The organism is Pleomorphomonas sp. JP5, assembly GCF_023721815.1.
In the GTDB taxonomy this organism is placed as follows: Bacteria; Pseudomonadota; Alphaproteobacteria; order Rhizobiales; family Pleomorphomonadaceae; genus Pleomorphomonas.
This window is the reverse complement of the sequence record NZ_JAMDLI010000011.1, coordinates 16,629-37,664: the sequence shown is the minus strand read 5'-3', so window position 1 is coordinate 37,664 and position 21,036 is coordinate 16,629. Positions and strand designations below refer to the sequence as shown.

The 21,036-nt window shown below is 65.1% G+C and carries 17 protein-coding genes; 6 read left to right on the top strand and 11 right to left on the bottom strand.

Annotation, left to right across the window (positions count from 1 at the left end):
• The coding region (locus M4J40_RS17235) for an ROK family protein (protein ID WP_251755659.1) at positions 1-575 on the bottom strand (575 nt) is incomplete at its 3' end.
• A 29-nt stretch (positions 576-604) separates the two neighbouring features.
• Complete coding sequence (locus tag M4J40_RS17230; RefSeq protein ID WP_251755658.1) at positions 605-1,603, bottom strand: ABC transporter ATP-binding protein; 999 nt, start codon at positions 1,601-1,603, stop codon at positions 605-607.
• 121 nt (positions 1,604-1,724) lie between these two features.
• On the opposite strand from M4J40_RS17230, the gene M4J40_RS17225 reads away from it, so the two are divergent.
• The 5 genes from M4J40_RS17225 (at position 1,725) to M4J40_RS17205 (ending at position 9,282) form a co-directional block, all read left to right on the top strand.
• Entirely contained in the window at positions 1,725-3,020 is a 1,296-nt protein-coding gene (locus M4J40_RS17225; RefSeq protein WP_251755657.1) for an extracellular solute-binding protein, read from the top strand.
• Positions 3,021-3,253: 233 nt separating this feature from the next.
• Positions 3,254-4,096 (top strand): carbohydrate ABC transporter permease, encoded by an 843-nt coding sequence (locus M4J40_RS17220; protein WP_251755661.1) that lies wholly within the window; start codon positions 3,254-3,256, stop codon positions 4,094-4,096.
• Complete coding sequence (locus tag M4J40_RS17215) at positions 4,093-4,935, top strand: carbohydrate ABC transporter permease (RefSeq protein WP_251755656.1); 843 nt, start codon at positions 4,093-4,095, stop codon at positions 4,933-4,935. The genes M4J40_RS17220 and M4J40_RS17215 overlap by 4 nt, the downstream gene beginning before the upstream one ends.
• A gap of 46 nt (positions 4,936-4,981) precedes the next feature.
• Entirely contained in the window at positions 4,982-8,002 is a 3,021-nt protein-coding gene (locus M4J40_RS17210; protein ID WP_251755655.1) for a glycoside hydrolase family 38 C-terminal domain-containing protein, read from the top strand.
• 59 nt (positions 8,003-8,061) lie between these two features.
• On the top strand, positions 8,062-9,282 hold the full coding sequence (locus tag M4J40_RS17205; RefSeq protein WP_251755654.1) for an ROK family protein: 1,221 nt from the start codon (positions 8,062-8,064) through the stop codon (positions 9,280-9,282).
• On the opposite strand, the gene M4J40_RS17200 is transcribed toward M4J40_RS17205, so the two are convergent.
• On the bottom strand, positions 9,252-10,391 hold the full coding sequence (locus M4J40_RS17200; protein WP_251755653.1) for an ROK family transcriptional regulator: 1,140 nt from the start codon (positions 10,389-10,391) through the stop codon (positions 9,252-9,254). The two genes, M4J40_RS17205 and M4J40_RS17200, sit on opposite strands and share 31 nt — an antisense overlap.
• A gap of 171 nt (positions 10,392-10,562) precedes the next feature.
• On the opposite strand from M4J40_RS17200, the gene rbsK reads away from it, so the two are divergent.
• Positions 10,563-11,495 carry a ribokinase gene (rbsK, locus tag M4J40_RS17195; RefSeq protein WP_251755652.1) on the top strand — a complete coding sequence of 311 codons (933 nt, stop codon included), beginning with the start codon at positions 10,563-10,565 and terminating at the stop codon, positions 11,493-11,495.
• 35 nt (positions 11,496-11,530) lie between these two features.
• On the opposite strand, the gene rpiB is transcribed toward rbsK, so the two are convergent.
• The 8 genes from rpiB to katG form a co-directional block, all read right to left on the bottom strand.
• Entirely contained in the window at positions 11,531-11,992 is a 462-nt protein-coding gene (gene rpiB, locus M4J40_RS17190) for a ribose 5-phosphate isomerase B (RefSeq protein WP_251755651.1), read from the bottom strand.
• A complete protein-coding gene (gene alsK, locus M4J40_RS17185) occupies positions 11,989-12,882 on the bottom strand; it encodes an allose kinase (RefSeq protein ID WP_251755650.1) in 894 nt (297 codons plus the stop codon). Before alsK ends, rpiB begins: the two co-directional genes overlap by 4 nt.
• Positions 12,879-13,562 carry a D-allulose 6-phosphate 3-epimerase gene (gene alsE, locus M4J40_RS17180; protein ID WP_257235274.1) on the bottom strand — a complete coding sequence of 228 codons (684 nt, stop codon included), beginning with the start codon at positions 13,560-13,562 and terminating at the stop codon, positions 12,879-12,881. The genes alsK and alsE overlap by 4 nt, the downstream gene beginning before the upstream one ends.
• A 130-nt stretch (positions 13,563-13,692) precedes the next feature.
• A complete protein-coding gene (gene alsC, locus M4J40_RS17175) occupies positions 13,693-14,643 on the bottom strand; it encodes a D-allose ABC transporter permease (RefSeq protein WP_251755649.1) in 951 nt (316 codons plus the stop codon).
• On the bottom strand, positions 14,640-16,214 hold the full coding sequence (locus M4J40_RS17170) for an ATP-binding cassette domain-containing protein (protein ID WP_251755648.1): 1,575 nt from the start codon (positions 16,212-16,214) through the stop codon (positions 14,640-14,642). The genes alsC and M4J40_RS17170 overlap by 4 nt, the downstream gene beginning before the upstream one ends.
• A 130-nt stretch (positions 16,215-16,344) precedes the next feature.
• Positions 16,345-17,283 carry a D-allose transporter substrate-binding protein gene (gene alsB, locus M4J40_RS17165; protein ID WP_251755647.1) on the bottom strand — a complete coding sequence of 313 codons (939 nt, stop codon included), beginning with the start codon at positions 17,281-17,283 and terminating at the stop codon, positions 16,345-16,347.
• The gene (locus M4J40_RS17160) at positions 17,280-18,278 is read right to left on the bottom strand and encodes an SIS domain-containing protein (protein WP_251755646.1); all 999 of its coding nucleotides are present in this window, start codon (positions 18,276-18,278) and stop codon (positions 17,280-17,282) included. The genes alsB and M4J40_RS17160 overlap by 4 nt, the downstream gene beginning before the upstream one ends.
• 323 nt (positions 18,279-18,601) lie before the next feature.
• Positions 18,602-20,809, bottom strand: a complete 2,208-nt coding sequence (gene katG / locus M4J40_RS17155; protein ID WP_251755645.1) for a catalase/peroxidase HPI — start codon at positions 20,807-20,809, stop codon at positions 18,602-18,604.
• Positions 20,810-21,036: the final 227 nt, after the last annotated feature.

Here is a 21,036-nt window from a genome sequence, read left to right as displayed (position 1 = left end):
AGCTCGAAGCCTGTGCCCGAGCAATACATCTCGAGGCAGCCGTGACGGCCGCACCAGCATTTCGGTCCCGGATACTCGCCTTCCTTCGGCCAGGGAAGCGAGTAGTGACCGATCTCGCCGGCCAGCCCCTGGAAGCCATTGTGGCTCCTGCCCTTGATGGCGATGCCGCCACCGTGGCCGGTGCCGAGAATGATGCCGACGACGACGTCGAGCCCGGCGCCGGCCCCGTCGACCGCCTCGGAGACGGCGAGGCAATTGCCGTCGTTGGCGAGCCGGACCGGCCGGCCCAGAGCGGCTTCGAGGTCGCGGCCGAGTGGCTTGCCGTTCAGCCAGAAGGCGTTGGAGTTGCGGATGAGGCCGGTGAGCGGGTTCGGGCTTCCAGGCAGGCCGATGCCGACACTGCCATGCTCACCGGTCGCCGTCTCTACGTGATCGACCAGCTCGGCCACCGCCCGGATCGAGGCATCGTAATCCTCGCGCGGCGTCGGAATGCGATGTCGGCAGAGTTCGACGCCTAGGGCATCGAGCCCGATCACCTCCATCTTCGTCCCGCCCCAGTCGATCCCGATATACATGTCCGCCCGCCTTGTTGGGGTGCCGCAGGTCAAAGGGCCTTGCCGTTGGCGCCGAAGCGATGAAGATGACCGTCGATCGGCGTCAGCACCACGTCGTCGCCGGCCGCAACGGGCATGTCGCCGATGGTACGGGCCGTGAGACGACCGGCTTCGGCGATCTCGACATGGATGAACGTATCGCTGCCGAGATGCTCGGCGGAGATCACCCGGCCGCGCCATCCGTCGCCCTCATGGCTGACGGCAAGATGTTCCGGCCGTACGCCGATGGTAGTGGCGCCGGCTTTTTCGGCCAGATCGCCGGTGATGAAGTTCATCTGCGGCGATCCGATGAAGCCGGCGACGAACAGATTGGCGGGTGAGCGGTAGAGATCCAGCGGTGCGCCGATCTGCTCGAGCGTGCCGCCGTTCAGAACGGCGATCTTGTCGGCCATGGTCATGGCTTCGGTCTGGTCGTGCGTTACGTAGATGGTGGTGGTGCCAAGCCGCTGCTGCAACTCGCGAATCTCGGCGCGCATCTGAACGCGCAGTTTCGCGTCAAGGTTGGAGAGCGGCTCGTCGAACAGGAACACCTTGGGATCGCGGACGATCGCCCGCCCCATGGCGACGCGTTGGCGCTGACCGCCGGACAGCGCCACGGGTTTGCGGTCGAGTTGGCGCGTCAGGTCGAGGATGCCGGCGGCCTTGCCGACCCGCTCCTGGATTTCCGCCTTGGGCCGGCCGGACAGTCTTAGGGCGAAGCCCATGTTGGCGGCGACGTTCATGTGCGGGTAGAGCGCGTAGTTCTGGAACACCATGGCGATGTCCCGGTCCTTCGGCGCGAGGTCGTTGACCACCTTGCCGTCGATGCGGAGCTCGCCACCGTTGATGGTCTCCAAGCCGGCGACCGACCTGAGGAGCGTCGATTTGCCGCATCCGGAAGGGCCGACAAGAGCGACGAACTCGCCGTCGGCGATTTCGATGGAAATGTCATGCAGGACCTCAAGCGCACCGTAGGCCTTGCGCAGATTCTTGATTTCGACGGTGGCCATGCGAACCTCCCCAGACGCCGGCTTGACAACAAAACAAAGTGATTTAATCTAATTGACGTTGGTTTGGGAAGCCGAATTTTCTGAAACAGTCGGCTTCCGCCTTTTCTGGGAGGAAAAAGCGATGAAGAAATCCATGTTGGCGGCGCTTGCCGCCGCGACCGCGCTCGGTTGCCTGCCCGCGATCGCCGAGGACCTGATCACCAGCGATCGCGTCGGCCCCTCCGACGCGCCGAAGAAGATGGTGTTCCGCATGACCGGCGACGGCCCGTCGAGCACCGATCCGACCTGGGCTGCCGGCTACGCCAAGCTCTACACGGACTTCATCAACAACCACCCCGGCTGGCAGCTTGAGCTGCAGATGATGACTGGCGACATCAGCCAGGAGCAGGCGCGTATGCTGGAGCAGGCCAAGGCCGGTCACGCTCCCGACTGCGCCGCCGTCGACAGCTTCGTTCTGCCGCTGTTCAAGCAGGCCGGCGTGCTGAAGTCGCTGTCTCCCTATTTCACCAAGGAAGAAGTCGACCAGCTGTTCCCCTTCGTGCGTGACGGCGTCACCGGCAAGGACGGCCAGATCTACGCCTGGTGGTGGTCCACCGACCTCCGCGTCCTCTACCGCAACAAGGAAATCGTGCCCGACGCGCCGGAAACCTGGGCCGATACCAAGGCCGCCGCGCTCAAGTCGGTCGAAGCCGGCATGGAAGGCATCCTGTTCAATGGCAGCCGCTATGAGGGCACGACCTTCGACTGGCTCGGCAACTTCTGGGGCCAGGGCGGCAAGCTGGTCGACGATGCCGGCAAGCCGGTGTTCGCGGATGCCGACAACCGCGACAAGTTCGTGAAGGCGGTCAACTACTATCGTGACCTCGTCGAGTCCGGCGCTGCCCCCAAGCGCGTCGCCACCATTGGCAACTACGATGACTTCAACGCCGCCGCGGCAGCCGGCACGACCGCGATGTTCGTCGGCGGCAACTGGCAGTATCGTCAGTTGCAGAATTCCATGGAGCCGGAAGAGTTCGCCAAGTGGACCTTCTCGATGCTGCCCGGCATCACGGCCGATGAGCGGTCGACGGGTACCGGTGGCTGGACGGTCGCCGCCTTCTCGTCCGAGCCCGAAAAGGTCGAGATGTGCGCCGCGCTTGCCCGCGAGATCTACATGGGCCCGGCCAACGCTCTGCAGGAGCAGTTGCCGACCCGCGCCGACCTCTACGACAAGTACGAGGTCTTCAAGAGCGAGGCCAACCAGACCTTCGCCAAGGCGCTCAAGGTCGGGCAGGCACGCCCGGGCGTGCTGATCTATCCGGAAATCTCCAACCAGATCCAGATCATGATGGGCAAGGTGCTGACCGGCGCCGAGACCACTGACGCCGCCGTCGACGAAGCCTTCAAGGCGACGCTCGACGCCTACGCCCGGCTCTGACGCCCTGCCGCCCGTCGTCCCTCCCGGCGGACGGCTTCCGGCAAGATGGCGGCTCCGATAAGAGTTTCGGAGCCGCCACGCCGAGGGCGGCCGCCTGTCACGGCGGCCGCTTTCGCTTCGCCGATCCATAGATACAGAGGTGCTCCATGTCCGCACGCGCCGTGAGGCCGAAGCTGCCCTTCCTTGGGGTGGCGGGCCGCCACAACCGTGTTCCATCCCCGTATCCCTGGCTGATGCCGGTGATCCTGGTCATGGGGTTGTTCTATCTCTATCCGGTGATCGACGTTTTCCGTTACGCCTTTACCGACCTGACGCTTCTGGGCGGCGAAGGCCACTACACGCTCTCGACCTTCGCCAACGTGCTGACGCGCCCCGAGCTTCTTCAGATCCTGTGGGTGACCTTCGTCTTCACGGCCGGCTCGGTGATCGGCCAGCAGGTGATCGGCCTTGCCATGGCGCTGGTCGTCGTTCGCTCGGAAAAGCGCCATCTGTTCGGCACGACCATTCTGAGGACGACGGCGCTGATCGCCTGGGTGGTGCCGGGCATCGCCGGTGGCATCATCTGGAAGATGCTGTTCAACGAGGCGCCGTTCGGCGGCCTCAACTCGCTCTTGCGCCTGATGGGCATGGCACCCGTGCAGTGGCTTTCCGACCCTGACGTGGTGATGTGGTCGGTGGTGCTCTCCAACGTTTGGCGCGGCACGGCCTTCTCGATGGTGGTCATGTATGCGGCGCTGAAGGCGATCGATCCTTCGCTCTACGAGGCGGCCGAAGTCGACGGCGCCAGTGCCCGGCAGAAGCTGTTCTTCGTGACGCTGCCGCAGCTTCGCCCGGCCATTCTCGTCAACATGATCCTGATCACCATCCAGACGCTCAACACCTTCGACGCCATCATCTCGCTCACCGGCGGCGGGCCGGGCCGGGCCACCGAAGTGCTGTCGCTCTATACCTTCAATGTGGTGTTCCGGAATTACGACCTCGCGGCGGGCAGCGTTCTGTCGATCCTGATGCTGGTCATCAGCCTGACGCTGGCGCTCATCTACGCCGGCTTCCTGCCGAAGGATGACAAGGCATGAAACTCAGCACGCGCGACCGTTTCGGCGACTTCCTGAGCTATGTCTTTATGGCGCTGATGTTCGTCTTCTTTTCCTGGCCGCTGATCTGGCTGCTTTCCATGGCGCTCCGCACCCGCAAGGAAGTGTTCCTCGGCGTCGCCCGGTTGATCCCGAAGTACCCGACGCTCGACAATTTCACGGCCGTGCTGACATCCAGCCAGTTCCCGGTCTACCTGATCAATGCGCTGAAGCTCTCCTGCTTCTCCGCCGTCGGTTGCCTGATCATTGCCGCGCCGGCCTCCTATGCCTTCTCCCGCTTCGACTTCAAGGGCAAGGGCGCCTGGATGCTTGGCATCCTCGCCTTTCAGATGATCTCGCCGCTGGTGATCATGGTGCCGCTTTATCGCTACATGGCGCGGCTCGGACTGATCGACAGCCACTTCGGCACCACCATGGTCTACATCGCCCTCGGCGTTCCCATGGTCACCTGGCTGCTCAAGGGCTTCATGGACGGCATTCCGAAGAGCCTCGACGAGGCGGCGCTGATCGACGGCTGCAACCGCTTCTCGGTGTTCGTTCGCATCATTCTGCCCCTGTCGACGCCCGGCGTCGCCTCCGCCTTCATCATCACGGTGATCGCCGGCTGGTCGCAGTTCCTGGTGCCTTTCCTCTTGATCACCAAGGACTCGCTGGTTCCCATCGGCGTCGGCATCTTCCAGTATGCCGGCACGCAGAACGACAGCTCGATCCAGATTCTCGCCGCGGCCTGCCTCATTTCGGTGGTGCCGGCGATCATCGCCTTCCTTGCCCTGCAACGGCTCATCCTGAGCGCCATGACGGCGGGCGCCGTCAAGGGGTAGCCGCCACACGCTTCGATCCGTTTCCGGTTTGAATTGGATGTCTCACATGTCGCTTACGCTTGCTCAACGACTTGACCGCCTGAAAGTCCGCGTCGCCGAATTGGAGTCCTGGAAGGTTCGGTCGACGGCGCCGCTGTCCGCCATCGTCTTCGAGGGCGCGCCGATCGAGGTTGGCGCCCCCTGGCCACGCAAGGACGGTCTCGTCCACTTCACGCTTGAAGGCCGCGTTCCCGCCGACTGGCCGCTCGACGACACCCGCCTCAGCCTGGACCTTGGCGGCGAAAGCCTGATCGCAGTCGCCTGCGATGGCGGAGAGCCTGTCTCCTATGGCCTCGATCCCTATCACCAGAGTTTTCCCCTCACGGGGCGCACCTTCAAGGTGACGACGGAAACCGTCGCTCGCCTGCCGTTCGGTGAGCCGGTCCGCCGGCCCCACGTGAACCGTGCCGAACTCAGGTTGTCGGAGCCGTCGGTCGAGGCGCTGTGGCTGCTGATCACCCAGGTTATCGAGGCGGTGAGCGTGCTCGATGGCCACGATGTGGTTCCGCACCTCATCTCAGCCGCCGAGGATGCATTGAGGGGGCTCGACTGGCCCTCCTCCACCGCCGATTATATTGCCCGCACCGCCAGCAGCGAAGGCCAGCAAAAGATCTGGCAGCTACCCGAACTTATCGACGCGCCGGCCGGCCTCAACCAGGCCGAACGCGCCACCGTGGTGGCGGCCTATGATGCTCTTCTCGCCCGGCTCGAGGCGCTGCAGCAGCGATTCCCGCCGGAAGGTGAGATCGGCCTGACCGGCCACGCCCACATCGACCTTGCCTGGCTGTGGCCTTATGGCGAGACCCGTCGCAAGACCCGCCGCACCTTCTCGACGGCCATCTCGCTGATGGAGACGTCGAAGGATTTCCGCTTCAACCAGTCGACCGCTCACTATTACGCCCAAGTGGCCGAGGACGATCCTGCCCTGTTCGAGAAGATCGCCGAACGGGTGCGCTCCGGCGAGTGGGAGACGCTGGGTGGCAGCTGGGTCGAGCCGGACACAAACATGCCCACCGGCGAAAGCCTGACGCGCCAGTATCTCTACGGCCAGCGCTTCTTTGAGAAGACCTTCGGCATCCGTCACGACATCTGCTGGCAGCCCGACTGCTTCGGCTTCACCGGTGCTCTGCCGCAGCTTCTGAAGCAGGCCGGTATCCGCAGCTTCTTCACCATCAAGGTCAACTGGTCGGAGACCAATCACATTCCATCCGATCTGTTCTGGTGGGAAGGCCTCGACGGCAGCCGCGTGCTCGCTCACACCTTCGACAATCCCATGCAGGGCTACAACGGCTTCGTTCGCCCGGACTGCCATGTGCCGACCTGGCGGAATTTCCGCGAGAAGGCGCTGCACCCCGAGACGCTTCTCTGCGTCGGCTATGGCGACGGCGGTGGCGGCCCGACGCCGGAAATGGTGGCGCGCGAAAAGCAGCTGCGCGTCTTCCCGACGTTGCCGAAGGCCCGCTGGACGCGCGTCAAGGACTTCTTCGATCGCGCCCATCGGACGGCCGAGGAGAAGAAGCTGTCGGTCTGGCAGGGCGAAATCTACCTGGAACTGCATCGCGGTACGCTGACCAGCCAGAGCGTGGTCAAGCGCCTGCATCGCAAGGCCGAACGGGCGCTGATCACCGCCGAGACGGCTGCCTCGCTCGCCCATCTTCTCGGCGCGCCGAAGCCCGAAAGCCTGGAGCCGGCCTGGCGCGTCGTGCTGAAGAACGAGTTCCATGACATCCTGCCGGGCTCCTCGATCCGCGAGGTCTATGAAGACGCCGCCGAGGAACTGGGCGGGGTGATCGACACCGGCCTGAAGACGCAGGCGGCGGCTCTAGACGCCATCGTCGCGGTCCTGCCGAAGGCGAAGGGCGAGCGCCTCCTCGTCGTCAACCCGTCGCTCGACGCCCGGCCGATCCGTGTGACTCTCGAGGACGGGGCCACCGTCTCGTCGGCGGAAGTCCTGGCGCCGCTTGCCGTCGCCGTTGTCGACACCGCTAGCCTGAAGCCCGCTGGCGCCCTGTCCGTCAGCCGCTCGCACCTCGAAAACGACGTTCTGCGCGTGACGCTGGCCGCCGATGGCTCCATCGCCTCGATCCTGCACAAGCCGACCGGACGCGAAGCGCTCGACGGCTACGGCAACCGCCTCATGGCCTATCCGGTCGACAAGCCGCGCAACTGGGATGCCTGGGACATCGAGGGCGACTACGCCGAACGGGGAGAGGAGATCACCGATCTCGAAAGCCTTGAGGTGATCGAGAATGGCCCGCATCGCGTCGCGATCAAGCTGGTTCGCCGTTTCCGCTCGTCGACCATCACGCAGGTTCTGAGTCTCTGCGCCGGTGCCCGTCGCCTCGACATCAGGACGACGCTCGACTGGCACGATCGCCGCGTCTTCCTGCGGACGCTCACCGCCGTCAACGCCAAGAGCCGCAACGCCACCGCCGAATGCGCCTACGGCGTCGTCTCGCGCCCGACCCACACCAACACCTCCTGGGACGCGGCGATGTTCGAGGCCGCGGCTCATCGCTTCCTGGACCTTTCAGAGCCGGACTTCGGCGTCGCACTCCTCAACGACGCCAAGTATGGGCACAGCGTCCACGAAAACGTGCTTGGTCTCAGCCTTCTGCGATCGCCGATCTATCCCGACCCGATGGCCGACGAAGGAGAACAGACCTTTACTTACGGGCTGCTGCCGCACACCGGTCCCTGGCATGACGGGGGCGTTCGCGAGGAGGCCGACGATCTCAACCAGCCTCTGCTCGCTCGGTCGGTGACCGATGTGGCGGCGGGTGTCTTCCAGCCGGTCGTGGCCGAGGGCATTCCGGCGGCGCTGTCCGTGCTCAAGCCGAGCGAGGAAGGCGACGGGCTGGTGCTGCGCGTCTGGGAGCCAGCAGGTCGTCGCGGCGACTTCGGTCTGTCGCTCAAGGAAGGCTGGACCGTCAGCGAGCCGGTGACCATCCTCGAGGAGCCGATGGACGTGCCGGCGCGTGGGCTCAAGCCGTTCGAGGTGAAGAGCTGGCGCCTTTGCAAGGCGTGAGGCCTCGGGCTAATCTCTTCCCGTCCGCCGGTCTTCCGACGGGCGGGGAGGAAGCGCAGGTGAATTTTCTCGGATCGAACGCCGAACAGGCCGCCGCGAAGAACCGCCAGCTCGTACTGGCGACAATCCATCGCGGCGCGCCCATCTCACGCACCGAACTCGCAGAGCGCTGTGGCCTGACCAAGCAGGCGATCGCCCGCATCGTCGATCGTCTGGTCGATGAGGGCCTCGTCATGGAAGCGCGCCGCCGGCACGGCCTTCGCGGGCAGCCGGCCATCGAGCTCGAGATCGACCCGGCGGGCATGTTCTCGGTCGGCGCCAACATCGACCGTGACCATTTGACGGTGGTGGTGGTCGACGCGACCGGCACCGTTCGCGGCCGCGTCCATCACGAGAAGAGTTTCTTTCTGCCCGACGAGTTCATGGCGCTGTTCTCCGACGCGCTGTCCACCTTCCGCCGCCGCAAGCTGGTGGACGAGGGACGCCTCGCCGGGGTCGGCCTCGCCATTCCCGATTGGCTGGGCGAGATCGACGTCATCGGTCGGCCGGACGCCTATGCCGCCTGGACCGATTTCGACTTGCGCGGCGCCGTCGAGGCCGTGACGCCGCATCCCGTCTTCATCGACAATGATGCCAACGCGGCCGCTCTCGGAGAGATCGACTACGGCCTTGGCACGGAAATCGGCAGCTTTTTCTACATCCTCGCCAATGCTTGCGTCGGTGGCGCTCTGGTGATCGACGGCGTCCGCCACAAGGGGGCGGGTGGCATCAACGGCGAGATCGGCTGCCTGCCGGTGCGCGAGGTCGACGAGAGCGGCGCAGGACGCATCCGGCAGCTTGGCGAGCTGTTCTCGATGTTCCTGCTCTACGATCATCTTCGTGCCCACGGCATCGTCGTCAACACTCCGGTCGAGCTCGCCGCTCTGGACGGACGTGGCCGGGCGTTGGTTTCCGACTGGATCGGTCGCGCCGCCGGCTGGCTGGCCGAAGCGGTGTCGCACATTGCCTTGATCGCCGATCCCGAGGCGGTGCTGATCGGCGGTCGCATGCCGGTGCGCCTGATCGACGAGCTGATCGTTCAGGCTCAGAAGGAGTGCCTGCGCGCCGGTTTGCCGCAAGTGACGCTGCACCGCGCCGTCTGCTCGGAAGATGCCGCGGCTCTCGGCGCCGCAGCCATGCCGCTCGCCCATCGGCTGGGCCTGCCATCGGCCGATGCCGGACAGCTCAAGCGTGTGCCCCTCAGGACCGATCACGCCCTTGCCGCGACGCCCTCGGTCTGAGCGGGGGCCTCCCGGAGCCGTCTTGGGTCCGGCAACAGAAACTCGACGATCGGCAGCAATGCGGCGCCAACGGTGACGCCCGCCGCCGGCAACGATGATCGGCAAAGCGGCGGCATCCAGGATGTGGTTGTCGGTCGCCCGCCGATCGCCACCGGCGCGGCCAGGATCTCGGCGACGACCGCATCGATCGCGTCGTCCGGCAGGTCGCCGCCGATGACGATGAGGCCGGGGACCACCACGCCTGAAATCGCCACCACCGCGTCGAGAAGATGGTCGGCCGCCTCCCGGGCCCATTCCGCCAAGGCAGCTTCGCGGCTGCCACCGGCGGCGATGGCCGCGTCGAGCTTGTCCGGCGACAGACCATCGGCCAGTGGAGCACGATCCTGGCCGGTGCGCATGGCGCCGATGCCGCCTGCAAATCCGTGCATGCCATGGAAAGGCCTGCCGCCGATCGACAGCCCGGCCCGCACGCCGGAGCGCGTGACGAGGATGCTTACAAAACCTCCGTCGCGATCGCCCGCGCCGATCAGTCGTTCGGCCGTGGCGGCCGTGGCGCTGTCGGCATTGGCCAGCACGGTCAGTGGCGCGAAGGCCGTGCGCACCTCTTCGAGCTGAATCCCATCGTCAGGCGATAGCGCGATGCCGACCCCTAGCACCTCTGCTTCAGCCGGCTTCTGGGCGAGCAGCGCCTTGCCGGTCGCGATCAACTGGTCCGGTCGCATGTCGCGCTGTTCGGCGATGACGCTGCCTGCCGCATCGACAAGCACGGCAGATGTCGCCCGCCGGGCGAGCCTAAGGCCGAGCGCCACTCCCCCTTCCGGTCGCATCATGAACTCGGTGACGGGATAGCGGCTCGCACCGGTCTGGCGCCGCGACGTGACGAGACCGCGCCCTTCGAGACGCCTGAGGATCCCCGTGATCGCCGGCTCGGTCAGTCCGAGACGCTGGGAAAGGTCGCGCCGTGTGAGAACGCCGAAGACGCGCAGGAGTTCGAGCACGATACGGGAGTTGTGATCGGCGATGTCGCCGTGGTTGATACCTGGCCCATCCTTGATCGGCGACGGCGTGCGCCGAAGGCGCGTCGTCGTCGATCGAAGATTTCCCGTCATCGTCCTGTCCCCGGTGCTCACTTTGCACCCGTCCGAAATGCGGCTTTCCGGGTGAATGTCCTAGCGATACAACGATGACGGCCGAAAGCATAGTTCCGCCAACCCCTAACGGCAGCATGTCTTTCGCCAGTTGTGTTCTCGCGCCTTTCCAGGCTTCGGTTGGAGATCGTCGTGTCCGTCATCGTCATCGGCTCAGTCAACGTGGATATCGTCACCTATGCCGATCGAGCACCCCGTCCCGGCGAGTCGCTTACCGGCCATCGCTACTCCATGGTGCTTGGCGGAAAGGGCGCCAACCAGTCAGTGGCCGTGGCGCGGCTCGGGGCGTCCGTGCGCTTCTTGGGCCGGGTGGGCGCCGATTCTTTCGGTGGGTTCATTCGCTCGCGGCTTACCGATCTTGGCGTCGATCCCGGCAATTTGGCCGTTGACGCATCCTTGCCGACAGGCATCGCTGTTATCGGCATCGACGGCCAGGGCGAGAATGCCATTACCGTCGTGCCCGGCGCCAACACGGGGCTCGCGGTAGAGCAGGTCGAGGCGGCGGCACCGCTGTTTTCCAGCGTGAAGGTTCTCCTTGCCCAGCTCGAACACCCATTTCCGGCTACGCTGAAAGCTGTCGAGCTGGCGCGTCGGGCGGGCGCGCTCGCCATTCTCGATCCGGCTCCGGTCCCGATGTCTCCCCTGGGGGGCGACACAATCCGCCTGTTCGATGCACTGACGCCGAACGAGATCGAGACCGAGGCGCTGACCGGCATCGCGCCGGTCGATGTCGAAGCGGCGGCGGCCGCCGCCCGTCGCTTGCGGGAGACCGGGTTGCCGCTCGCTCTCGTCAAGATGGGCGCCCGCGGCGTTTATGTCGACAGCGCCGACTTCCGGGGACACGTGCCGCCCTTCGCGGTCAAGGCCATCGACACCGTGGCCGCCGGCGACTGCTTTGCCGCGGGGTTGGCCGTGGCGCTGGCCGAGGGAATGGCGGTGGAAAGCGCCGTCCGCTTCGCGGCGGCGGCGGGCGCGCTCGCCTGCACCAAGGAAGGGTCTTCCGAAGCCGCGCCGACGCGGGGGGAAGTCGAGGGACTCCTGGCGAAAAACAACCGCGCGTCCTGAGGCGCGCGGCTGTCGGCATCAGTCCGAGGGACCGATCAGCGGCCCTCGCGCGTCTCGATCTCGCCGATCATGTCGACACGACGCGCATGGCGCCCGCCCTCAAACTCGGCGGCGAAGAACTCGTCGACGATCATCAGAGCCAGGTCCAGCCCGACCACGCGGGCGCCGAAGGCCAACATGTTGGCGTTGTTGTGCTGGCGCGACAGGCGAGCCGTGTAGGGTTCCGAGCAGACCGCACAGCGGATGCCCTTGAGCTTGTTGGCGGCAAGAGAAATGCCGAAGCCGGTCCCGCAAATGACGACCCCGAAGTCGGCCTCGCCGGCCTGGACGATGCGGGCTGCCTTCTCGCCCCAGGTGGGATAGTCGGTACGTTCGGCAGTCGTCGGGCCGACATCCTCGACCGCATGGCCAAGTGCCGTGAGATGGGCGGCGACGGCCTTTCTGAGGTCGATGCCGACGTGGTCGGACGAGATGACGATCTTGAGCTTGCCGGTCATTGGACGGCTCCGAATTTGCCGGCAACATAGAGGCAGGCGCCGCGCGCACCGCTGTCGCCGAGGTTGGAAGCAAGCCGCACCTCAAGCACGTCGCGCGGGAAGGGCGCGCGAGCGTGGGCGAGAAGCCGCGTCTTCAGGGTGTCGAAGGGGAAGGCGGGCATTTCGAGGACGCCGCCGCCCAGGAAAACCAGCTCGGGGTCGATGATGTTGACGGCGGTCGCGATCCCCATGGCCGCCGTTTCGACGAAGTTGACGATGTCCGGGTGATCGCCATGACGAGTGAAGATCTCGGCTATAGGCGTCTCCGGGACATTCCGCTCCTGCCAGCCTTTCAGCCAGCGGCCGCAGCAGACCGTTTCAAGACACCCGATCTTGCCGCAGCCACAAGTGCCCGTGGCGCCGGGCACCGGGATATGGCCGAGCTCGGCAGCGGAGCCGTGGGCGCCGGTGTAGAAGCCGTTGATCCAGACGGCGTTGCCGACGCCGGTGCCGATGTAGACGCCGAGCGCCACCTTGGGCGTCCGTCCGCTGGCCGCCATGTCATGGAAGAACTGAAAGTTGACGTCCCGCTCCGCCACGACCGGCACGCCGAAGGCGTCCCCGAGAAGCGAAACCACGTCAAGCCCGTCGAGCCCGTCGACATTGGGCGCCGACAGCACTACGCGGCGGGCAGCGTCGAGCGTCGCCGGCAGGCCGATCCCCACTGCCTGTGGCTGGAGGCCAGCGCGTTTCACCACGTCCCGGTAGCGAGCGATGGTTCCGGCGAGTTGCGGTCCAGCCGCCATCAGGTCGGCGGTCACGTATTTCTCGGACAGCACGAACTCTCCGTCCGCCATGACGGCGAAACGGGTGTGCGTACCGCCGAGGTCGATGCCGGCGAAGACGCTCATTGCGCGGCTCCGAGGGCCGCCTCGATATCGGTGGTCATGATCTTCCAGGCCTCGGCGATATCCTCGTGATTGTGGAAGAGACCCGAGGTGCCGACGATGAACACATCGGCGCCGGCCTTGGCGAGGCGGGCATAGGTGCGCTTGTTGCAGGAGCCGTCGATTTCGATCAGGAAGTTGAGGCCGCGCTCCTCGCGCAGGCGCTTGGCTTCCGCGATCTTCTCCAGCATTTCCTCGATGAACGGCTGGCCGGCGTAGCCGGGGTCGACCGTCATGATGGTGATCTTGTCGATCAGGTGAATGTAGTGCTTGAGGCTGTCGATCGGCGTCGCCGGGTTGATCACGATACCCGGCTTGCAGCCGAGTTCGCGGATCTTGGCGATGATGCGGAAGGCGATGGCGTTGATGGTCTCGGCCTGCGGCGAGATGTAGCCGGCGCCCGCCTTGGCCATGATCGGCACCCACATCCACGGATCCGTGGTCATCAGGTGGCAATCCATCGGCAGCTTCGAGACCTTGGCGACGCTTTCCATGAAGAAGGGGGACAGCGTGAGGTTCGGCACGTAATGGCCGTCCATGATGTCGATGTGCAGGAAATCGGCATGGCTGTCGAGGAAGGTAAGCTGTTCCTTGAAGCGCAGGAGGTCCATGCACATCAGGGAGGGGGAAATCTTGATCTTCATCGGGTCGTCCTGGTCTGGGCCGGTCTTGCCGGCAATCCCTCCGCCGTGGGAGGCGCGGCGGGGGCGGGCCGCCCCGCCAGTCGGAACAGGCGGGACGGGACTCTTTATATGGTTGCTGGCTGGCTTTGCATCAGCGCATGCGGGCGATCAGGCGATCGAGCGCCACGGCCGAGATGATCAGTCCGCCCATCACCACCAGCTGGTAGAAGGTGGGCACGCGCAGGATGTTCAGGCCGTTGTTGATGGTGCCGATGATCAGGCCGCCGATCACCACCGAGGGGATGCGTCCCTTGCCGCCGAAGAAGCTGGTGCCGCCGATGATCACCGCCGCGATGGCGTAGGTCTCGAAGCCGGTGCCGGCCGCCGGCTCGGCGGCGCCGAGGCGGGCGATGGAGAGCACGCCGGCGAGGCCCGCGCAGAGGCCGGAGATCATGAAGACGATCAGCGTGTGCAGCTTGACGTCGATGCCCGAGTAGAAGGCCGACTCCTTGTTGCCGCCGACGGCGTAGATGTTGCGGCCGAGGCGCGTCTTGGCGGTGAAGAACCATAGCACAACTGCGAACGACAGGGCGAAGATCACAGGCACCGGCACGAAGCCGACGAAGCCGGTCACCGTGTTCACGAAGTCGTAGGAGAAGCCGAACACCGGGCTGGCACCGGAGATGATCATCGTCACGCCGCGGAAGATGGCGTTGGTGCCGAGCGTGATGATGAAGGGATGCAGGCCGGTGAAGTTGACGAGCAGACCGTTGACCGCGCCGAGCGCCAGACCGCCGCCGACACCGCCGATCAGCACCGCTAGCGTCGGGTCGAAGCCGGCCACCATCAGCTGGGCGGTGATCATCCCGGTGAGGGCCAGGACGGAGCCGACCGAAAGGTCGATGCCGGCGATCAGGATCGGGAAGAACTCGCCGAGCGCGATCATGATGGTGATCGAACTCTGCAGGAAGATCTGCACGATGTTTTCGGGACGGGTGAAATAGGTGGGGGACAGGGCGCTGAACAGCACCACGATCACCAGGAGGATGCAGAGCGTCCCGTAGATGTCCCAAAGTTTGCCGAGTTTTAGCCGCTGGCTCATTTGCCGTCCCTCATTGCGACGCTCAGGATGGATTCCTCCGTTGCCGTGGCGCCGTCGAGGATGTCCATGATGCGGCCGTTGCGAAACACCGCGACGCGGTCGCAGACGGCCAGGATTTCCGGGAGTTCGGACGACACCATGATCACCGCCTTGCCGGCGGAAGCGAGCGTCCGGATGATTTCGTGGATCTGCGACTTGGCGCCGACGTCGATGCCGCGCGTCGGTTCGTCGAAGATGATGACGGAAGGAGATATCGACATCCACTTGCCGACCAGCACCTTCTGCTGGTTGCCGCCCGACAGCTCAAGGATGCTCTGATCGATGCCGGCGCACCGGATGGACAGTTGCTTGCGTTGCCCTTCGGCGGTGACCCGTTCGGCCTTGCGGTCGACGAGGCCCCAGGTACCGCGGAGCGGTGCGTCCTTCACCGACTTGGTGACGGCAATGTTGCCCTCGATCGTGAAGTTGGGCGTGAAGCCGGTCTGACGACGGTTTTCGGTGAGATAGGCCATGCCCGACTTCACGGCGTCGACGGGATTCCTCGGGGTGATGTCCTTGCCGTTGAGGACGATCTTGCCGGCGGCGCGCGGCTCGGCGCCGAACAGGCAGTTCATGAGGTCGGTGCGACCGGACCCGACGAGCCCGGCAAACCCCAGGACCTCGCCGTGATGCACTTCGAAACTGACGTCGCGAACCCGTTTGCGGTCGGCGCTGGTGACGTTCTCGACCTTGAAGACCGGCGTCGACGCGTGGTCGATCGGCTGTTCCGAGAGAAAGCGCTGCTTGACGACGCGCCCGACCATCATGCGCACGAGGTCGTCGTTGGTGTATTCGGAGATGTGGCCGTGGCCGGTGGAGACGCCATCCTTCAGCACCGAGAAGGTGTCGCCGATATCGCGCACTTCATCGAGCTTGTGGGAAATGAACAGGATGGCCGTGCCTTCCGCCTTGAGCTGGCGCACGAGTGCGAACAGTCGCTCGGTTTCCACCGAGGTGAGAGAAGACGTCGGCTCGTCCATGACGAGCACGCGCACGTTCTTCATCAGCGACTTGGCGATCTCGATGATCTGACGATGGGCAATCGGCATCTCGCCGACCGGCTTGTGCAGGTCCAGACCGCCGAGGCCGAGCCGGCCGATGATGGACCGCGCTTCGGCTTCCATCAGCTTCCAGTCCACGACGGGGATGCCGAGATGGCGCTTCACCGGCAGGCGGCCGACGAACAGGTTCTCGAGCGCCGACAGCTCGTTGATGACGGAGAGTTCCTGATAGATGATCGAGATGCCGGCCTCGCTCGCCTCGCGCGGCGTGACCAGCGGTCGCGATACGCCGTCGAGGACGATCTCGCCGCCGGTCGGCTCATGGATGCCGGTCAGGATCTTCATCAGCGTCGACTTGCCGGCGCCGTTCTCCCCAAGGAGGACGTGCACTTCTCCGGGGCGAATGTCGAGATTGACGCCCTTCAGCACCGCGACGTTGTTGAAATGCTTTTCGATGCCGATCATGCGGACGATCGGTGCGGCTTCTTCAATGCCGGTTGGGGCGGCGGTGTTCGGAGCCAGGTTTGACATGTCGATCTCGCTAGGGCCGTCGATCGGTCGGCTGTTCAGAAAACGTCCGGCACGCCGGGGGAGTGACGTGCCGGACGGGGAGGAGTGAGGCAGTCGCATGCGCGACGACCGCCTCATCCGGCCAAGCCGATCACTTGGTGACGAGAACGGAGTCCACGGCCACCTGCTTGGGCTCGGCGCCGACAGCGGTCAGCTTGCCCGCCTTGACGGCCTCGACCAGGATCTCGAGGCTGGTGGCGCCGATCTGGGCCGGGTCCTGGGCGACGGTCGCGGTCAGACGGCCGGCGGCCACCATCTCGCGGGCTTCCGGAGCGCCGTCGGTGCCGACAACCAGCACCTTGCCGGCCTTGCCGGCGTTCTGGACCGCCTGCATGACGCCGAGCGCCATGGTGTCGTTGGCGCAGTAGAAGGCCTTCAGGTCGGGCGAGGACTGCAGGATGTTGGTGGCGACGTCGAGCGCCTTCAGTCGGTCCCAGTCGGCCGGCTGGCTGGCGACCAGCTTGACGTTGGAGGTCGCCTCGAAGGCAGCCTTGGCGCCGTCATGACGGGCCTGGCCAGAGGCGTTGCCCGCCTTGCCCTCGACGATGGCGACTTCACCACCCTCGGCACCGAGCTGATCGATGATGAACTGAGCACCCTTCTCGCCAACCTTGACGTTGTCGGTGGTGACGAAAGCTTCGACGTTGGCGCCAGCGGCTTCGAGGGCCTTCATGTCCACCTTCTCGTCGATGTTGACGAGCGGCTTGCCCTTCTTGTAGGCGGCAGCGGCCGGGTTGACGAGGTTGACCGGCGACAGCGGAGCAAAGCCGAAGGCCTTGTAGTCGCGGTTCAGCATGTCCTCGAACAGCTGAAGCTGGGCCTGGAAGTCTTCCTCAGACGGCGAGGCGACGATGTCGACCTCAACGCCCAGTTCCTTGGCCTTGGCCTCGATGCCGTCCTTCATCTGCACCCAGAATGGGTTGGACAGCGTCTTGAGGACGATGGCGTAGTCGGCGGCCATGGCGCTGGCCGAGAAGCCCAGCACGCTTGCGGCGGCGACGGTAGCGATGAGCAAACCTCTGATTTTCATAACTCCACCCTTTTCCTTGCGGTTTCCTTCGCCGGCTGTACGCCGTCCGGCGAGTTTTTGTCAGCGCGGGGCGTGCCGCGTCTTTCGGTCCGGCCACGGTCGTTCGTCGAATAGACGGCGACCGAGGTCAGCACCTTGTTCAGGTTCCGCTCGGCGGTCTCGTAATCCTCGCGCGCCAGGCAGATGAACATCGTATCGAGGATGGCGAGCTGTGCGATGCGAGCCGCGGCGTTCTGGCCCATGAGCGGGGCCTCCTTGGCCGGTGCGCACAGCACGACATCCGAATTGCGGGCCAGCGTCGAAGCGATCGAGTTGGTGATGGTGATCACCTTGGCGCCGGAGGCGCGGGCCACTTCCGCGCCGAGGATCACGTCCTTGGATTCGCCCGAGTGCGAGACCACCAAAGCCGCGTCACCCTCTTCGAGAAGGCTCGCCGACATGGCGATGAGATGCGCGTCGGAAAAGACGCTCGACCTGATGCCGATCCTCAGGAATTTGTGAGACGCGTCGGCGCATACGGTGGCCGAGCCACCGACGCCGTAGAGGTCGCGATGACGCGCCCTAATGAAAATACGAGCCGCCTCGGCGATGGCGTCGATGTCGAGGATGCTTTCCACCTCCTCCAGCGCCGAACGCTCTGTCGCAAACACCTTGCGCACGATCTGCGGGATGGAATCCTCCCGCCTGAGCTCCTCGTCGATCTCCACCCGCAGGTTGGCATAGTAGGCCATGAGGTCGGCGCGCAGCTCCTTGAAGCCACCGTAGCCAAGCCGGCGCGCCACTTTGACGACCATGGCCTCGGAAATGCCAAGCGCAGCAGCGACTTCACCGATCTTGGGGTTACTCGTCAAATTCCCGCGTTCCAACAACCATAGGGCAACAGTCTGTTCCCCCTGTGAAAGCGCAGGTAGTAGCATACGAATATGTGCCGCGGCCGCCATATGGTCGCGGGTTTTGCTTTCTTTCTGGTGGGCAGTCCGCTCCTTGCTTGTCATATCGCCCAAACCTCGTGCGCCTGCCGTCACCGTGCGTGATGGGCAAAACTTTACGAAAGTGATGTCGATATGTAAAGTACAAACCGGCGGGTCTTTTGCGTCAAGTGTTTATACTTATGGATGATGACAAGGCACGACGGCACGCCGACGCGCGCCCCTGTGAGGCGCGTCCACGTTGACTGGCGTTTGGATGTTTTTCGGGATCGGGCCTGTCTGGAAAGGCCGGGCGCAGGCGTTATCCGCCGACGAGATTGGTCCGCCGGCCGTTATGGAGCGTCGCCTGCATATGGCCGGCCTCGATGGACGAGGCCGGCCATCTCTCGTCATGCCAGATCGAAGCGATCGGCGTTCATCACCTTGACCCAGGCCTTGGCAAAATCGCGCGCGAACTTCTCGCCGGCGTCATCCTGGGCATAGACTTCGGCCAGCGCCCTCAACTGGGAGTTGGCGCCGAACACCAGATCGACGCGGGTGGCTGTCCACTTCACCTCGCCGGTCGCCCGGTCGCGTCCTTCGAACAGCGTCTCCTCTCCTTCGGACATCGGCCTCCATTCGATGTCCATGTCGACGAGGTTCATGAAGAAGTCGGTGCTGAGCACGCCGGGTCGGTCGGTGAAGACGCCATGCTGTGTTCCGCCCCAGTTGGCGCCGAGCACGCGCAGCCCTCCGACAAGCACGGTCATTTCCGGCGCGGTCAGGGTCAGGAGCTGCGCTCGATCGATCATCAGTTCCTCGGTCGCGACCGGGCGTCCAGCTTTCGCATAGTTGCGGAAGGCATCCGCCTTTGGCTCCATCGCATCGAAGGAAGCTGCGTCCGTCTGCTCCTCGGTCGCATCGGTGCGCCCAGGCGAGAAGGGCACATCAATGGCGTATCCGGCCTTCTTCGCCGCTTCCTCGACGGCGGCCGTTCCCGCGAGGACGATGAGATCGGCCAGCGATATGGGGCGCGGGGAGGTTGCATTGAACGCCTGCCGGATTCCATCCAGGATCGACAGCGTACGGGCGAGCCGAGCCGGCTCGTTCACCTCCCAATCCTTCTGCGGGGCGAGACGAACGCGCGCCCCATTGGCGCCGCCGCGCATGTCGGATCCGCGGAAGGTCGAGGCGGATGCCCAGGCGGTCGACACCAGCTCGGAACCGGTCAGCCCCGAGGCGAGCACCTTGGCCTTGAGCGCGGCGACGTCGCTCGCATCGACCAGCTCGTGATCGACGGGTGGAACCGGGTCCTGCCAGATCAGATCTTCGGCCGGCACGTCCGGCCCGAGATAGCGCACCTTCGGCCCCATGTCGCGGTGGGTCAGCTTGAACCAGGCGCGGGCAAAGGCATCGGCGAAGGCGGCGGGGTCGTCGCGGAACCGGCGGGCGATCGGTCCGTAGATCGGGTCGAAGCGCAGCGACAGGTCTGCTGTCGTCATCATCGGCCGGTGCTTTATCGTCGGATCGTGCGCATCGGGGATCAGGTCTTCCTCGGCCACGTCCTTGGCCAGCCACTGATAGGCGCCCGCCGGGCTTCTCACCAGCTCCCACTCGTAGCCGAACAGGGTGTTGAGATAGCCCATGTCCCATTGGGTGGGGTTCTTTTTCCAGGCGCCCTCGATGCCGCTGCCCGTGGTGTGTACGCCCATGCCAGAGCCGAAGGCGTTCTTCCAGCCAAGCCCCATCGTTTCGAGCGGCGCGGCTTCCGGCTCGGGGCCGACCAGGGTTGGGTCGCCAGCGCCGTGGCACTTGCCGAAGGTGTGCCCGCCTGCGACGAGCGCGACCGTTTCCTCGTCGTTCATCGCCATGCGGGCGAAGGTCTCGCGCACGTCGCGGCCCGAAGCCACGGGATCGGGATTGCCGTTGGGGCCTTCGGGATTGACGTAGATGAGGCCCATCTGGACGGCGGCCAACGGGTTCTCCAGATCTCGATCGCCGCTGTAGCGCTTGTCGCCGAGCCATTCGGTTTCGGCGCCCCAATAGACGTCTTCCTCCGGCTCCCAGATATCGGCGCGGCCGCCGCCGAAGCCGAAGGTCTTGAAGCCCATCGATTCCAAGGCGCAGTTGCCGGCGAGGATCATGAGGTCGGCCCAGGACAGGCTGTTGCCGTACTTGCGCTTGATCGGCCAGAGCAGGCGGCGTGCCTTGTCGAGGTTGACGTTGTCGGGCCAGCTGTTGAGCGGCGCGAAGCGCTGGTTGCCCGTGCCGCCGCCGCCACGGCCATCCATAAGTCGATAGGTGCCGGCACTATGCCAGGCCATGCGGATGAACAACGGACCGTAGTGCCCCCAGTCGGCCGGCCACCAGGCCTGACTGTTGGTCATCAACGCGTAAAGGTCGGCCTTCACGGCCGCAAGATCCAGCTTCCTGAACGCCTCGGCGTAGTCGAAACCCGGTCCCATGGGGTCCGACAGGCCGGAGTGCTGGTGGAGGATTCGGAGATTCAGCTGGTTTGGCCACCAGTCCCGATTGGACCGGCCGGCGGAAATCGCGTTGGGACTGACCCCATGCATGACCGGGCACTTGCCGGCGCCGTGATGATCAACCTTGTCCATGTCGCCCTCCCTCTGTCGCTTTTGCGCCGATGCTCGGCAGGGGGCTGCCGTTCCGGACGTTTTCGCAACCAGACCGATCATAGGCGTCGAGTCGTCGTTCACCAATCCGCTATGAGGAGGGGAGGCGAGCGGAAATCCGCCACCGTCCGCGCCGTTCTCCAGGTTGTGGCCATGGGGTGGCTCTGGATAAGCGCCACGGTTTCGGTCATAGAGAAAAGCAGGGCCGG